This window comes from Proteus terrae subsp. cibarius (assembly GCF_011045835.1).
Classification (GTDB): Bacteria; Pseudomonadota; Gammaproteobacteria; order Enterobacterales; family Enterobacteriaceae; genus Proteus; species Proteus cibarius.
Window position 1 is genome coordinate 785,505 of the sequence record NZ_CP047349.1, and the last position, 14,570, is coordinate 800,074.

The following is a 14,570-nucleotide window of genomic DNA, read 5'->3' on the forward strand; positions in this document are numbered from 1 at the left end:
TTAAAAACCCGCTCTAGGCGGGTTTTTTGTTATTTAATCGAACGTATCTTATTAACGTGGATGACTCAATTTTGCCATTGCTTGACGATAAGAAAGTTCAAGTTTCTCACGGCTATCAGAGGTGACATCAAGATCGTGTAGTTCACCGTTATTTAAGCCGTAAACCCAACCGTGGATCATCACTTTTTGCCCACGTTTCCATGCGGCTTGCATAATCGTTGAATGGCCTAAGTTATACACTTGTTCAATAACGTTTAGTTCACAAAGTAAGTTTAATCGTTCTTGTGGAGCTAGTTCACCTAACATAGAACTGTGTTTGTACCAGATATCACGGATATGCAGTAACCAGTTATTGATAAGTCCCAATTCAGTGCCTTCAATAGCGGCTTCAATACCACCACAACCATAGTGACCACAGACAATAATATGTTCAACTTGTAATACATCAACCGCATACTGGATCACAGAAAGGCAGTTTAAGTCAGTGTGAATGACTAAGTTTGCCACATTACGGTGAACAAATAAGTCACCCGGTGCTGCGTTGATTAATTTTTCTGCTGGAACGCGGCTGTCAGAGCAACCAATCCATAAAAAGTGAGGTTTTTGGCCTTTACAGAGATCTTTAAAAAACTGAGGATTTTCTTCAGTAACAGATTCTGACCATTGCTTGTTATTGGCTAACAGCTCTTCAATTTTTCTCATCATGACGTGACTGCCTGTAAATTCGGTTTCCCACCATTTGCGCTGACAGTACGCCAACACGAAATAGCTCTTGTGTTATTGTTGGATGCGATAGATCCATTAAGAAAGGGTATTTTTATACCATTACTTTTGAATTAATCAGAGGGCTTTTTTAAAGCCAAGTGACAGATAATTGCTTGTAATTTTTCGCTTTCAAATAAGATAGATCTTTTTATAGCATTTGTTTAATTAATTTATCAATACATTCTTTGATGTAAATCAAATGTGTAAAAAGATAACCGTTTGTTAAGCCAGCCATTGTGTTATTCAAAAATAGAACCCCATAAAAAATTTATAAATAAATCTTATATTTATGGTTACTCACTTTATTATTACACTGAAAATAAATTTGATAAAAAAGAATGAGTATCATTGATTGATATAGTAAATGACGAGATAATATCCATCAGTAAACTTGAGAAACAAAGGCAATTATTTTATTGGTATCAATTAGGCTAAATGATTGCACCGAGGGATAAATTTATTAAAACATCAGAATATTCGTAAGAAATAAAAGAACCAGGGCCTTGATAGTTAATTTTCTTTCTCTCCATCTCTTATTCTTTATTATTGTAATAGTTAAAAAATATTTATTTATTCGTTTGTGTCATAAGCTCTAAAACGGTTTATTTGGCACCGAATATTCTCTAGAATAACTTATTCCATTTTATTCTTTAAACTAAGCTTATTTTCTGATTTCAGCTCAGTTAATGCTGAATAATGCAGTTGATAAAAGGTAATTCCCACATATGACGTATGCATTGGAGTTAACGGAGTTAACGAAAACTTATCACAATGGCGTAAAAGCGCTAAAAGGAATTGATCTCACCGTTGAGGCTGGCGATTTTTATGCTTTATTGGGCCCTAATGGCGCAGGCAAATCGACCACGATTGGTATTATTAGCTCTTTAGTTAATAAGAGTAGCGGTAAAGTCAAAGTATTTGGTTATGACACCGATACCGATATGGTCAATGCAAAACGTCAATTAGGATTAGTGCCACAAGAATTCAATTTCAACCCTTTTGAAACCGTATTACAAATTGTACTCAATCAAGCCGGTTATTATGGGGTACCTCGTAAATTGGCATTAGAACGTGCCGAAATTTATTTAACCCAGTTAGATTTATGGGAAAAGCGTGAAGATAGAGCACGTTTTTTATCTGGGGGAATGAAGCGCCGTTTAATGATTGCGCGTGCATTAATGCACCAACCTAAATTACTTATTCTTGATGAGCCTACCGCTGGCGTTGATATTGAATTGCGTCGCTCAATGTGGACGTTTTTAAAACAATTAAATGCTGAAGGCACTACCATTATCCTAACCACACACTACTTGGAAGAAGCTGAAATGCTGTGTCGGAATATTGGTATTATTCAACGGGGCGAGCTGGTTGAGAATACCAGTATGAAAGGGCTATTAAGTAAATTAGAGTCTGAAACCTTTATTTTAGATCTTGCGCCAAAAAGCCCATTACCTGAATTACAAAATTATCAATATCGCTTGGTTGATACATCAACATTAGAAGTTGATGTTAAAAGAGAGCAAGGACTAAATAGTGTTTTTGCTCAGCTTAATGCACAAGGTATTCAAGTGTTAAGTATGAGAAATAAAGCCAACCGTCTTGAAGAATTATTTGTTCACTTAGTTAATGAAGAGCATACAGTAGAAGGAGAGAGGGAATGATTCAGCTGTATTGGGTAGCCCTCAAAACCATTTGGATTAAAGAAGTTACTCGTTTCGGTCGTATTTGGGTACAGACATTAATTCCACCCGTAATAACCATGTCTCTCTATTTCGTTATTTTCGGCAACCTGATTGGTAAACGAATTGGCGATATGGGCGGTGTCGATTATATGCAGTTTATTGTTCCTGGCCTGATTATGATGGCAGTGATAACAAACTCTTATGCGAACGTTTCTTCTTCTTTCTTTGGTGCGAAATTTCAACGTAGCATTGAAGAATTATTAGTTTCACCAGTACCAACGCATGTTGTTATTGCCGGTTTTGTTGGTGGTGGTGTGGCTCGTGGTATTTGTGTTGGTATATTAGTGACCTTAATTTCACTATTTTTTGTGCCTTTAGAAATACATTCTTGGACAATGGTCGTAGTGACATTACTGATGACCTCAATTGTGTTTTCTCTCGCTGGATTATTAAATGCGATTTTTGCGAAGACCTTTGATGATATTAGTATTATTCCAACCTTTGTTTTAACACCATTAACCTATTTAGGTGGCGTATTCTACTCACTTTCACTATTACCTGAATTTTGGCAAGGTGTATCCAAGCTTAACCCAATTGTTTATATGATTAGTGGTTTCCGCTACGGTTTTCTGGGCATTACGGATGTCTCTTTAACCGTAACGATTAGTGTTTTGTGTCTTTTCATTGCCGTGTTTTACGTTATTGCATGGTATTTAATTGAAAAAGGCCGAGGTTTAAGAAGCTAATCAAAAAAGCAAAATAGAAAGTTATAAAAGTTGAAATCGGTATCTTATTTAGAGATACCGATTTTTTTTAGCTATTTTTTCAGCATAAATGTTAATTTTTATTTAAATTATGATTTTGCTATTAACAAAGAGATTTTTCTTGTTTAGTATACTAAACACTTTGGCAGGGGATAAAAAGGAAATGTAATGACAACGGCAAGCCAAACAGGTAAAGCACCTGAGGCAATCTCTCGTAATAAGCTTTTATGTATTGCAGGTATGGGGTGGACTTTTGATGCTATGGATGTCGGATTACTCGCATTCTTACTCACGGCATTAAAAGAAGATTGGGGATTAACGGCATCACAATTGGGTTGGATTGGTAGTGTAAATTCAATCGGAATGGCTGTTGGTGCTTTTGTGTTTGGCATTATGGCTGATAGAAAAGGGCGCAAACCCGTATTTATCTTTACTTTGTTACTGTTTAGCTTAGGTTGTGGGTTAACGGCATTAGCAAGCTCTTTGATGGTGGTACTTGTTTTACGTTTCTTTATTGGAATGGGATTAGGTGGCGAATTACCCGTTGCCTCAACGCTTGTTAGTGAAAGTGTTGAAACCCATGAACGAGGCAGAATTGTTGTTTTATTAGAGAGTTTTTGGGCTGTCGGTTGGTTAATTGCAGCGTTGATTGCTTACTTTATTATTCCTGATTATGGCTGGCGTATGGCGATGCTATTAAGTGCATTACCTGCGGTATATGCTCTCTATTTACGTTCAAAATTACCTGAGCCTACTTCATCGCATATTTCACAGAAAAAAACACGTCTATCGATTCGACAATCAATGGCATTAATTTGGTCACCACAATATCGTCGTTCAACGCTAATGTTATGGATCTTATGGTTTTGTGTCGTTTTCTCTTATTACGGTATTTTCTTGTGGTTACCCAGTGTTGCCATGTTAAAAGGCTTTAGCTTAATTAAGAGCTTTCAATATGTGCTTATTATGACTTTAGCGCAGTTGCCTGGTTATTTTACGGCGGCGTGGTTAATTGAACGCTATGGGCGAAAGTTTGTTTTAGTGACTTATTTAGCCGGAACGGCCATCAGTGCTTATTATTTCAGCGTGGCTGATTCAACGGCAACATTACTTATTTTCGGTATGTTGTTATCGTTCTTTAATTTGGGCGCTTGGGGGGCTTTATACGCTTATACGCCAGAACAATACCCCGATGGAATTCGGACAACAGGAGCTGGAACAGCAACAGCAATAGGACGTATTGGCGGAATATTAGGGCCTTTAATGGTGGGATATTTGGTTCAATATCAATTTGCAATAAGCTCAATATTTCTGATTTTCAGTTTTTCAATAGTGATTGGAATATTAGCGGTGATGTTATTGGGACAAGAGACAAAAAATAAGCCACTTAACTCAATTTAATCCTGCTTTGTGCGACTAAAAATATAGAATTTCTCTTTCTTGTAATATGATAGCGGTTAAGATTTTTATGAGAAAAAGGAGATCACGATGTCTCATTATAGTGAAATGGTGAAACAGGTTGATGACGCTATTGCTACAACCAGTATTCAAACCATGAATGAACTTTTAGTGGAATTAGGTAAAGATAAAACGATTGAATTTCCACTGCGTTATGAGCAACAAGAGCGTTTACGTACCGCTATTTTTCATCACGGTGAAAAACAGCGTTAATCGGATTGTTGCTAAGAAATAAGAATTAAAAAAGCGTTTGAACCATATTGATAAACAGGGGAAAACGCTTTTTTCTTTTGACTGCTTTGTATGATACGAATTAAAACGTCTTTCGACCTTCTAGCACTGCGATCCTATTTTCAATGGAAGGGTGTGTTGAAAAAAATGAGTCCCCTTTATTAAAAATAAAAGCAGCTTTACGGTAAGCTCGTCCCGTCGAACCATCTTCAAAGTTTTCAGTGTCATGCTGTGCTGAAATTTTCTTTAGTGCATTAATCATCGCTTGATTATCTTGGGTTAAATCAACCGCCGCAGCGTCTGCCATATATTCGCGAGTTCGGGATAAATAGAAATAGAGTACCTGTGTAATGATCGGCAAAATAAAGTTTAGAATAATTAAAATCAGTCGAGCTTTACTTGCTGCGTCATTACTTTTACCACCTCGATTACCTGAGGCAATATATAAACGACTGCCAAAGATATTTGTTACCGTCAAAATAACGTTGGCTAATATGCCAACATATAATGTCAGTCGTGAATCACCATGAATAATATGTCCTGTTTCATGAGCTAATACAGCCTGTACTTCTTGGCGATTAAGACGACTTAATAAACCCGTTGTTACACCAATAAAGGCATTTTTCTCAGACCAACCGGCTGCAAAAGCATTGGCTTCAGGTGTATCAAGAAGATAGAGTTTAGGAATGTAGCCCAGAGTTGCACTTAAACTAAGCTCTTCAACAATATTGAGTAATTGGCGCTCTTGTGCATTTAAGGTGTCATCAGGGCTAATTAATCGCGCGTTCATCCCTGTAAGCATGATTTTATGCCCTTTAAAATGAATAAAGATAAGCAATAAAATCGAAATAGCGAGAATAATTAATGTGGCAATGGGAAGAGATTGAAACGTCAGAAATGCCCACATATTATCGATCAGATCTAAATAGGGATTTGCGCCGATAGCCGTATCCACCAGCAAACCGATCATAAGCATTAAGAGCAAATATGTTGCTATAACAAAACGAGTTCGAATAGCATTTTTTCGTAGAACATTTCTGAAATCCATTAGTGACTCCAAACAGCACCGTTAAGTGCTGTTTTTATCAATCTAGAAGTAATAACTATCTCTTATTACTATAAAATTAATCGAAATTAATGCGACGCGCTTCTTCCGTTTTAATGGTTCCTTCATCAAGACGCCAGTACTCTTTATCAATAACAAGGCTTGGGAAAATCTTCACGATAAAGACTGCAGGGATAGAAGCAATGAAAGCGCGATATTGTTCTAAAGTGCGGTTATAGCCGCGCTTTGCAAAAGAGAGTTTATTTTCTGTTGAAACAATCTCTTCTTGTAAATTTGCCATGATGGTGTCGGATTTTAATTCAGGGTAATTTTCAACCGCAACATTAATGGCACCACTTGAGACAATTTTTGATAATTCATCTTCAGCTGCTTTGGCTTCTTTGGTATTTGCGCTTTGAGTTTTTGTTCTTAATTCAGTAATTTTAGTAAAGACTTCAGATTCATGGCTGAGGTATTTTTTTACGGTAGCTAATAAGCTGTCAAAGACTTTGCCACGACGATCTAATTGTACTGAAATTTCAGTTTCACTTGAGATAACCGCTTCACGCATAGAGATAATACGGTTGTAATAATAAAAAATAAGACCCAATAACGCGATGGTAATAATTAATCCAGTCATGCGAAGCGCTCTCTTTTCCAATAGTAAACAGGTAATTGTATTACATCATTAAGGTTAATTTTGCCTATTATTGATAAAGATAGCTAGATGATTATTTCATCAAAGATAAAAAGAGTACCGATAAAGCAAAATCAATAATATTAGATAAGATAAAAAAAGCCCCGAATAAATTCGGGGAAAAATTAAAGGTAATGTTAAGGTAAATAAAAATATCAAGTGAAATATTGGGGAAGGTTCTGAGTTAAATAAGCGTGTTAAGTGACTATTTAACTCAGAGATAAAACACTTAGAACCAAGGCGCTTGAGACATTACATTGCCATAAAACAGCATTCTTCCGGTGATTTCACCGCTAAAAAGCATCAAAATAGCGATAACAGAGAGCGATGCTTTGCTAAATGAAGCACTGTGAGACAACGTAATAATACAAATACCCACAATCAAACTAGCAATGACTTGCCACCACAATAATAGGCTTGTCACATCTGCACCAGGTACTTGCGCTCGCATAACTAATCCCACAAACACTAATAAGGCGCCGATAAATGTTCCTATTTTTAATGAATTGCTAATGGCTTTACCTTGTAAACGTAACCAAGGGATCATTGAGCCAAAACCAAGTAGCAACGCTGTACCAATAAAGCTAATTTGTGTTGCTGGTGTATGCCATAACGGATGTGCTTGCATTTGGTAATAGATTTGTGCTGTAACCAAGATAATAGGTAAACCAATCACACCACAAAACAATCCAATCAAACTATTACGACGAATAGCATTAGGCTGTACCCAACTTGCTAATGCCCATAATGAAATCAATCCATTAAGCATAACGAAAGCAATTGCTTCACGGCTTAACCAAGAGTGAGCAATACCTAAAACAGAACGATAAGCACCAAGTGGATCACCTAAGTGTCCCATTGACATTGATGAGCCCACAACTTCAATTAGCCAAATCAGTGCAATGGTTGTTCGTAATGCTTTGGTACTTAGCATTGCAGCGTTTTGAGATTGGTTTTGCCATTGATACAGTGAAAGTGCTAATACTGCACCAATGCCCCATTGACTCATTACCGTAAACAGGACTAACGGCAGTTGATAATCATGCATGATCAATCCTCCATACCAATAATGACAATATTAGGGTTACTGATGGTGTGATCAGGAACGCCATAGCGTTTTTCTAATAAAGCCCAATTTGTCGTATGTTTTTTACGTAAATCTTCAATTTCGCCAAATTCAATGGCACCCGTAGGGCAAGATTCAACGCAACGTGGTTTCAAACCTTCATCCAGTCTATCTGCACACATATTGCATTTACTGGTTTTGCCTTCAACTGGATCATAAACAGGCGCATTGTAAGGACAGGCCATGATACACATCTGGCAACCAATACATTTGTCATGATCTTGCACGACAATACCATCCTCTCGTTTGGTATAAGTATCAGCAGGGCAGACTTTTAGGCACTGTGGATCATCACAATGGTTACAAGACATCGTAATAAAGGCTTGTGCATTAGGTTGGTCTTCGTTGAATTCACGAACACGACGCCATAGCACACCGGGAGGTGTCACGTTTTCAGATTTACAGGCCATAGAGCAGGTACGGCAACCGTAGCAATCTTTGGTATTTATCAGAAAACCATACTGTTTCTTCGCCATGATCATGCCTCCCTTCTTACGTTAACTAAGGTGCTATTACAGCAATGACCATTACCCAAAGGCTCTACGTGATCATTGGTGACATGGCTACTACTTCCGCCTTGTTGCTCCCACCATCCATTATCCAATGAGACAACGCCTTGCTTAATATGAGTGGTCACAACGGCAATAGCGCGGTGCTCACCTCGATCATTAAACGCGATAGCCCATTCGCCATCTTTAATACCGCGAGCTAAGGCGTCATTAGGATGGATAAGAATATTAGGCTGATTGCGCTGTACTTCTAAGATCCACTCATTCATACCATGACTAGAGTGAACACTACGGGCGAGTTTGCGTTGTACTGCCATCAGAGGATACTTCTTGGCAAGTTCAGGTGAACCTTTTGTTGATTCTTTTACTGGGTAATAGGTGACAATAGGGGAGAAGTTCTTGCCCTGCCATTCTTCAATAAAGAAGTGTGCTTTTTTCGTTGAGGTACGGAAAACACCATCTTTAAATGGGATCCAATCACCCTCAACTGGGCGCACTGGACCTTTTTCCAGCATTTCACGAGTAATGCCAGAACCTTTAAGGCAAGCATCAATGTAATGCTCAATAGGTTGATTAAAGACTTCACCAAAGCCAAAGCGCTCAGCAAGACGAGCAAAGATCCAGTAATCAGGTTTTGCTTCTCCCGGTGGCTCAACGGCTTTTTCCATTAATTGCACATATTGGCTACGAACTCCTGCCATTAAGCTGGTATCTTCAAAAATAGTGGTAACAGGAAGTACTAGATCAGCATAAAGAGCCGTGGATGACATCAAGTTATCAGCGACAACAACAAAAGGAACTTTTTTCAGTGCATTACGTACCATATTGGTGTTAGGAAGTTGCGTCATTACACCCATTGTCATGATCCACCAAAAGTTAATTGGGTGTGGTCTTTCATTGACAATCCAATCACCGACTTTTGCAACGGGGATAGGTTTGATGGGTTTTGCATTCGGTGCTGGTGGAATAATTGGGCTAAATTTCGCCATTTGACGAGCACCGCCCGCATCACAAATTCCAGCACCTTTTTTACCGATATTGCCGGTTAATAAAGCGAGATAAAACTGGCTTGCAGCAACATAAGCACCGAACTCTGTTCGTTGAGCACCTGACATATTTTGCACAATCATTGCCGGTTTGGTGGTGGCATAATCGCGTGCTAAACGAATAATCGTTTCTTTTGGAATATCTGTTTCTTGGCTCGTTTTTTCGATAGTCCAAGGCTGGGCTTGTTGATAAATTTGCTCAAAGACAGTCACGTAATCAGCATTAGCTGGTAGTTCATCATGAGTTAACGCAGGAACAATATTGGGTGTTTCATGGTGAACAAGTTGCTGGCTCAGGGTATCAAAAACCAGATAGCTATCTTGGTCATCATCAGATTGGCGTAATAGTTTTTGCTGTGCGTTAACAAGATAAACAGCCCCTGTATGTGCACGTAAAAAAGGTTTATCAGTGAGATTTTCTTCAATGATAATTTTGATCATACCTAATGCAAGAGCAGTATCTGTACCCGGTACAATTGGGATCCATTCATCGGCTTTAGCTGCAGTTTCATTAAAGCGAGGATCAATAACTACCATTCTGGCGCCGTTTCGACGAGCTTGATTGTAGTTTTTAAAATATGCTTGCATGGTGACAGCAGGGTTATTGCCCCAGCAAAGAATATAACGACTATCTTTTACAGTATCACGAGTATCGGCATAGCGTAGACCTACCATGGGGATCATTGCTGCGGTTACCGCAGAGCAGCATAAAGAGCCTGCTTGTTTTGTTGAGCCTCCCAAGTAATCGAAAAATGCTTTACCCATATCATTTTTAATCGAGTCCATATTGCCCGCATGAGTAGAGATAAATAGTCCCTCATTGCCAAACTTATCAATGGTTTCTCTGATATTTTTTTCAATAAGATCTAGCGCTTCATCCCAACTGATCGGCTTAAATTCTGCTTTTCCTTTTTCGCCAACACGCAATAAAGGTGTGGTGAGACGATCTTTATGGTATACCCACTTAGTTCGGCTCATTCCACGCAAACAGCATTTCACATTAAAGCCTTCAGAGGCTTCAATTTTGATCAGTTTCCCCTTATGTGTAAAAGCTGTTAGGTTACAGTGCAAACATTCCATCGCACAGGTTGAACGAAAGGTTTTATACTCGGATAATTTGATCCGTGGTTTCTGGTTAAATATGGGTTTATTTTCATTAACTAGACTGAACGCGTTAGGAGAAAGAGCAGCCACGCCAATGGCGCCCATTCCTTTTAACAACGTTCTTCTATTTAATTCCCATTTTTGATTTTTAGACATAGACATTCTCACGCACAAGAAAAGTTAACTATATATAAACCCAATTCATATATAGTTAACCTTGAGTTAGATCATCTAAAAATAGACAAAGAAAATAATCGACAGAAAATGATTAAAAAGCCCTATTTAAAATAAGGTTTCAGTGAAATAAACTAGTAAAAATGACAAAAAAAGAATAATGGGATATCGTCATAAAACAAAGTAAACAACGAATAGGTATGGGAAAAATAAATGCAGAATTCTCAAGGAGTTAACTCGGTTGATATCGCTATTACCATTCTTGAATTTATTGCTTCGAATGGAGGTATTGCCCGATCGTCAGATATTGCAAAAGCCTGTTCACTTTCAAAAAGTCGCTTACATAAATATTTAGTTTCACTTTGTCGCTCTGAAATGTTGTATCAAGAGAGTGAAGGAAGCCAGTATTGTTTGGGCAGTAAAATTCTTTTTTTAGCACAGGCGACGCCAAAGCCACAATCCTTCGTGGATGAGATTAATCAGTTATTATGTGAATTTAGAGATGAACAGAATATGTCTACCGGACTGGTAATTTCTCAAGGTAATCAACTGTTTTTAACCCGTTATAATCGTAGCTTTAAACATGTTGATATCGATTTTTTACCTGATACTCCTGTTCCTCATAAAGTTAGTGCTGCAGGTGCTGTTTTTGCCACTTTTAGTGATTTAAAAATTGAAGCTGATTTATCAACAAAGCAGCAAAATATTATTCGCCAACAAGGTTTTGCAATTCGTCATGAGCCGGCAGAAGGCATTCCAGGTGCACAATCTATTTCATGCCCTGTACTTAATAAAAAAGGGGAAATGGTAGCTGCAGTATTGACGATGGGATTTATTGAACCAGAAAGGCAAATGGAACTGGGCAATGCATTAAAAGCAAAAATGGCGCATTTTTCTCGTTAATTTGCTAGAGGCGTTATTTAGGCACTTTTGCAGAAAAAACAAAGTGCCTAAATTGTGTTGATTAATCAAATAGTCCTTTTGCCAGAATATCACCCTCTTGAGATATACCGGATAACACGAAGTAATATCCACCACCGAAAGGTTTGATATAACGCTCTAAGGGTTCACCGTCTAAACGTTTTTGTGTATCAATAAAGCCTTTTTTAAGGTTATTTTGGAACGAGATAAAAATTAGCCCCATATCTAGTTGACCTGAAGGCGTTAATCCTAATGAGTAGCTATAACTACGTCGGCGTAACTTGGCACTATAACGTTCTGGATTTCTTGGTTCAGCTCGTCGCATATGAGAATCAAATAGCACCCTGTCACCGTGAGGATCTTTTTCAAATTGAGGATCGTCCATCTCTTGCTTCATACCTATTGGCGCTCCGGTTGAGCGATGGCGTCCAAAGTTATTTTCTTGATCTTCAAGAGGTGTTCTATCCCAAAATTCCAAAGCAAAACGAATAAGGCGAACCGCTTGATAACTTCCACCTAAACACCACTGTGGTTCTTTTTGCTTTTCAGTGATCCATACAAGAGAGTCCATCAAACTATTATCTGAAGAAGGCGCGTTACCAGAACCATCTTTAAAGCCAAAAAGATTAATCGGCGTTTGTCGATTATCGATATCACGAGCAGGAAGAAAACCATCGATTTTCCATACAGCATAAACCTTCCCGGACAGGTGTTTTAAAATATCTCTTAACGCATAAATCACGCTTTCTTGGCTATTTGCACACAATTGCAGTAATAGATCGCCACCGCACCATTTAGGATCGAGTCGGTCATTAGGAAAGGGTTTCATTGGCTCTAAGCGTTTAGGTTTTTTAGCTTGAAAACCAAAACGACTATCAAAAAAACTATCGCCTAAAGCGACGGTGACGGTTAATTCATCAGGGTGTAGTTGTGTGCCTAAAATACCAGACTCAGCAGGAGGAAGGTGTGGATTAGCCCTTTGTTGTAGTTCTCTAGGTTGCGTTAAAAACGCAATTCGTTGTGTCAGTATTGTGAATATTTTTTTCACCTCATCGGCGCTTGTTATTGTCAGATTAAGTGCAATAAATGAGGCATGTTTTTGTTCTGGTGTAATAACGCCCGCTTGATGTTGACCTAAATAAGCAATAGCGCGTTGATAACGCGAAGTTGATGAAGCTTCTTGTCTTTCTACTGCTTTAGCTCCCATACTAGCGAGTAATAAGCTTCCTCCTAGCCACTTTAACGTTGTACGTTTATTGAGGTTAACAGGATTTTTTGATAGTGATTTAAAGAGAGTTTTATTTTTCATCACTTGCTTCTTTATAGTGATAGTAAACATCAATATTGAGCGTGCTGCGTAAGTTCGCGACTTGCTCTGCTAATTGTGTCACTTGAGAAAAAAGCCAACTTTTTTCTGTTTCAGGAAGCGCCGTTAAAGGCTGGAATAGACCTTCATCACGCTGATATTTTAAAAGTAGAGCACCAATATCGTCATATTGTTTGATAAGAGATTGATATTCAGCCGTTGGAATGTGATTCGATAAGATCTCCACGATTAGGCGCGATCCCGATAAATTGGCATAGCTATCTCCCAGATCGCTGTTTGAATATTGATTTTCAATACCAGCGAGTTTGTCAGTCAAAATAAACTCTAGGTTATCACCCGCAGATTGAACTAATTTAGGGATAGGAATATCTTCAATTGCGACACGTTTTTTTAAGTCACTAATGCCTCTTAAAAGGGCTTTTGCCGATTCTGTCGCGTTTTGAGGATCTCTTAATTTAAACAGTTGATATTCAACTAAATGAAATCCTGAAAAACGAGGTGAGTTTTCTCTTTCAAGAAAGAAATCAGCTCGATTATTCAATAAACGTTCGCTCGATCCAAAAAGGGCGATAATAGGGCGAATAACTTCATAATGATAATGCGCTTGTTGATAAGCATTTTGTGCATTAATAAGCTGATTTTTTTCACTATTCTCGATTAATTTATCGAGCGATTTTTCAACTAGCGTTAATTGCTCAACAGCTTTTTCTCGATAACTTAAAATATCAGTTTCGAACTTTTTAGGGGTCGGGATATCCCCTTTGGCAATAACGATGTTTTCACTATCTTGAATAATACCCTGAATAATTTTTTCGGCATAAACAGGAAAAGAAAATAACAAGATAAATAGAAAAGCGGTGAGCTTTTTACTTTTCGATTTTGCATTATTTAGCATGGCGAGAACCTCGCTTAAATAATAGCGCGACAACCACCCAATAGAGAATAAATGTCACCACGCTTAAGCCAATAGGTTGAGAGCGGTAAGCAAAAAACGAAACTAAAAAATTACCAAAAACACTCGAATCATCAAGAATATGGCTAATATCCCAAAGTGGATAAATAAAGAAATCAGGTAATTCAAAATCCATTTCAATCAGTAGATTTGCAATTTCTTCTACGGCTTTTAATAACAGAGAAACGGCCAGGAATAGTAATAAAAAACCGGTTACGGTAAAGAAATAGCGCCATGAAACCACTTTCGAAGTCAGCAGAAATAGCCACAGTGTGAATGCTGCGACAACTAAGCCAATAAAGACTTCAATAAAGAAAGGCAGTACTGTTTGTGTATTGAGGGCCATTATATGGCTAGAAAGGAATACCACCACTTCACTGCCTTCTCTGGCAATCGCAATGGCTATAATCAATAAAATACCCCACGCACTTTGTTGCTGTGTTTTTTGAGTGAGTTCATTTTCTATATTTGCTTTTAATGATTTTCCTTGCCCATTCATCCAATAGACCATCTGCACAATAAGCACACAGGCGAGGATCTCCATTGTGATCATAAATAGAGATTGCCACATATCTTCTAGGGAGCTAAATACACCATAAATACTTAGCGCTAGAATAACGGCAAGAAAGAGCCCAAATATCACGCCACCCCACAAGTATTTCATACCTTGTTGTGGTGTTGGTGAACGTTTTATCCACGCATAAATAATGCCTACTACTAATAGCGCTTCAAAACTTTCTCGCCAAACAACAAACAGAACTTGTCCCAT

The 14,570-nt window shown here is 38.1% G+C and carries 14 protein-coding genes; 5 read left to right on the forward strand and 9 right to left on the reverse strand.

Translation table 11 applies throughout. From position 1 onward, the window contains the following. Positions 1 to 51 precede the first annotated feature (51 nt). The gene (gene can, locus GTH25_RS03595) at positions 52 to 705 is read right to left on the reverse strand and encodes a carbonate dehydratase (RefSeq protein WP_075674122.1); all 654 of its coding nucleotides are present in this window, start codon (positions 703 to 705) and stop codon (positions 52 to 54) included. 785 nt (positions 706 to 1,490) lie between these two features. Between can and GTH25_RS03600 the strand changes: the two genes are divergently transcribed. The 4 genes from GTH25_RS03600 to GTH25_RS03615 all read left to right on the forward strand — a co-directional run bounded on the left by GTH25_RS03600 (position 1,491) and on the right by GTH25_RS03615 (position 4,882). Then, complete coding sequence (locus GTH25_RS03600) at positions 1,491 to 2,426, forward strand: ABC transporter ATP-binding protein (protein ID WP_075674123.1); 936 nt, start codon at positions 1,491 to 1,493, stop codon at positions 2,424 to 2,426. Beyond that, positions 2,423 to 3,193, forward strand: coding sequence for an ABC transporter permease (locus GTH25_RS03605; RefSeq protein WP_075674124.1), 771 nt, complete (start codon positions 2,423 to 2,425; stop codon positions 3,191 to 3,193). The genes GTH25_RS03600 and GTH25_RS03605 overlap by 4 nt, the downstream gene beginning before the upstream one ends. Positions 3,194 to 3,379: 186 nt before the next feature. Continuing rightward, on the forward strand, positions 3,380 to 4,612 hold the full coding sequence (locus tag GTH25_RS03610) for an MFS transporter (RefSeq protein ID WP_164530332.1): 1,233 nt from the start codon (positions 3,380 to 3,382) through the stop codon (positions 4,610 to 4,612). Between the two features lie 87 nt (positions 4,613 to 4,699). Further along, positions 4,700 to 4,882 (forward strand): DUF2526 family protein, encoded by a 183-nt coding sequence (locus tag GTH25_RS03615; RefSeq protein ID WP_075674126.1) that lies wholly within the window; start codon positions 4,700 to 4,702, stop codon positions 4,880 to 4,882. Positions 4,883 to 4,982: 100 nt separating this feature from the next. Here GTH25_RS03615 and htpX read toward each other — a convergent pair whose 3' ends face one another. The 5 genes from htpX to GTH25_RS03640 form a co-directional block, all read right to left on the reverse strand. Further along, the gene (htpX, locus tag GTH25_RS03620; RefSeq protein ID WP_075674127.1) at positions 4,983 to 5,948 is read right to left on the reverse strand and encodes a zinc metalloprotease HtpX; all 966 of its coding nucleotides are present in this window, start codon (positions 5,946 to 5,948) and stop codon (positions 4,983 to 4,985) included. Positions 5,949 to 6,024: 76 nt separating this feature from the next. Beyond that, a complete protein-coding gene (locus tag GTH25_RS03625) occupies positions 6,025 to 6,585 on the reverse strand; it encodes a LemA family protein (protein WP_109419517.1) in 561 nt (186 codons plus the stop codon). Between the two features lie 286 nt (positions 6,586 to 6,871). Beyond that, positions 6,872 to 7,690: a dimethyl sulfoxide reductase anchor subunit family protein gene (locus GTH25_RS03630; RefSeq protein ID WP_109419518.1), complete on the reverse strand. Its 819-nt coding sequence runs from the start codon at positions 7,688 to 7,690 to the stop codon at positions 6,872 to 6,874. A 2-nt stretch (positions 7,691 to 7,692) separates the two neighbouring features. Next, the gene (locus GTH25_RS03635) at positions 7,693 to 8,244 is read right to left on the reverse strand and encodes a 4Fe-4S dicluster domain-containing protein (RefSeq protein WP_072070981.1); all 552 of its coding nucleotides are present in this window, start codon (positions 8,242 to 8,244) and stop codon (positions 7,693 to 7,695) included. A 2-nt stretch (positions 8,245 to 8,246) separates the two neighbouring features. Further along, complete coding sequence (locus GTH25_RS03640) at positions 8,247 to 10,583, reverse strand: molybdopterin-containing oxidoreductase family protein (RefSeq protein ID WP_164530333.1); 2,337 nt, start codon at positions 10,581 to 10,583, stop codon at positions 8,247 to 8,249. A 231-nt stretch (positions 10,584 to 10,814) separates the two neighbouring features. On the opposite strand from GTH25_RS03640, the gene GTH25_RS03645 reads away from it, so the two are divergent. Next, on the forward strand, positions 10,815 to 11,504 hold the full coding sequence (locus GTH25_RS03645; RefSeq protein ID WP_075674131.1) for a helix-turn-helix domain-containing protein: 690 nt from the start codon (positions 10,815 to 10,817) through the stop codon (positions 11,502 to 11,504). A gap of 61 nt (positions 11,505 to 11,565) precedes the next feature. Here the strand turns inward: GTH25_RS03645 and efeB are convergent, their stop codons facing one another. Genes efeB through GTH25_RS03660 form a run of 3 tightly spaced genes read right to left on the reverse strand, consistent with a single transcriptional unit; the run spans position 11,566 to position 14,570 of the window. Next, positions 11,566 to 12,831 carry an iron uptake transporter deferrochelatase/peroxidase subunit gene (gene efeB / locus GTH25_RS03650; protein ID WP_156733062.1) on the reverse strand — a complete coding sequence of 422 codons (1,266 nt, stop codon included), beginning with the start codon at positions 12,829 to 12,831 and terminating at the stop codon, positions 11,566 to 11,568. Next, complete coding sequence (locus GTH25_RS03655; RefSeq protein ID WP_099659943.1) at positions 12,821 to 13,744, reverse strand: EfeM/EfeO family lipoprotein; 924 nt, start codon at positions 13,742 to 13,744, stop codon at positions 12,821 to 12,823. The genes efeB and GTH25_RS03655 overlap by 11 nt, the downstream gene beginning before the upstream one ends. Next, positions 13,734 to 14,570 carry an FTR1 family iron permease gene (locus tag GTH25_RS03660; protein WP_164530334.1) on the reverse strand — a complete coding sequence of 279 codons (837 nt, stop codon included), beginning with the start codon at positions 14,568 to 14,570 and terminating at the stop codon, positions 13,734 to 13,736. Before GTH25_RS03660 ends, GTH25_RS03655 begins: the two co-directional genes overlap by 11 nt.

What these genes read in the sequence shown, in the direction of transcription:
- can (WP_075674122.1), bottom strand. Translation starts at nt 705, where the DNA reads ATGATGAGAAAAATTGAAGAGCTGTTAGCCAATAACAAGCAATGGTCA.
- GTH25_RS03600 (WP_075674123.1), top strand. Translation starts at nt 1,491, where the DNA reads ATGACGTATGCATTGGAGTTAACGGAGTTAACGAAAACTTATCACAAT.
- GTH25_RS03605 (WP_075674124.1), top strand. Translation starts at nt 2,423, where the DNA reads ATGATTCAGCTGTATTGGGTAGCCCTCAAAACCATTTGGATTAAAGAA.
- GTH25_RS03610 (WP_164530332.1), top strand. Translation starts at nt 3,380, where the DNA reads ATGACAACGGCAAGCCAAACAGGTAAAGCACCTGAGGCAATCTCTCGT.
- GTH25_RS03615 (WP_075674126.1), top strand. Translation starts at nt 4,700, where the DNA reads ATGTCTCATTATAGTGAAATGGTGAAACAGGTTGATGACGCTATTGCT.
- htpX (WP_075674127.1), bottom strand. Translation starts at nt 5,948, where the DNA reads ATGGATTTCAGAAATGTTCTACGAAAAAATGCTATTCGAACTCGTTTT.
- GTH25_RS03625 (WP_109419517.1), bottom strand. Translation starts at nt 6,585, where the DNA reads ATGACTGGATTAATTATTACCATCGCGTTATTGGGTCTTATTTTTTAT.
- GTH25_RS03630 (WP_109419518.1), bottom strand. Translation starts at nt 7,690, where the DNA reads ATGCATGATTATCAACTGCCGTTAGTCCTGTTTACGGTAATGAGTCAA.
- GTH25_RS03635 (WP_072070981.1), bottom strand. Translation starts at nt 8,244, where the DNA reads ATGGCGAAGAAACAGTATGGTTTTCTGATAAATACCAAAGATTGCTAC.
- GTH25_RS03640 (WP_164530333.1), bottom strand. Translation starts at nt 10,583, where the DNA reads ATGTCTAAAAATCAAAAATGGGAATTAAATAGAAGAACGTTGTTAAAA.
- GTH25_RS03645 (WP_075674131.1), top strand. Translation starts at nt 10,815, where the DNA reads ATGCAGAATTCTCAAGGAGTTAACTCGGTTGATATCGCTATTACCATT.
- efeB (WP_156733062.1), bottom strand. Translation starts at nt 12,831, where the DNA reads ATGAAAAATAAAACTCTCTTTAAATCACTATCAAAAAATCCTGTTAAC.
- GTH25_RS03655 (WP_099659943.1), bottom strand. Translation starts at nt 13,744, where the DNA reads ATGCTAAATAATGCAAAATCGAAAAGTAAAAAGCTCACCGCTTTTCTA.
- GTH25_RS03660 (WP_164530334.1), bottom strand. Translation starts at nt 14,570, where the DNA reads ATGGGACAAGTTCTGTTTGTTGTTTGGCGAGAAAGTTTTGAAGCGCTA.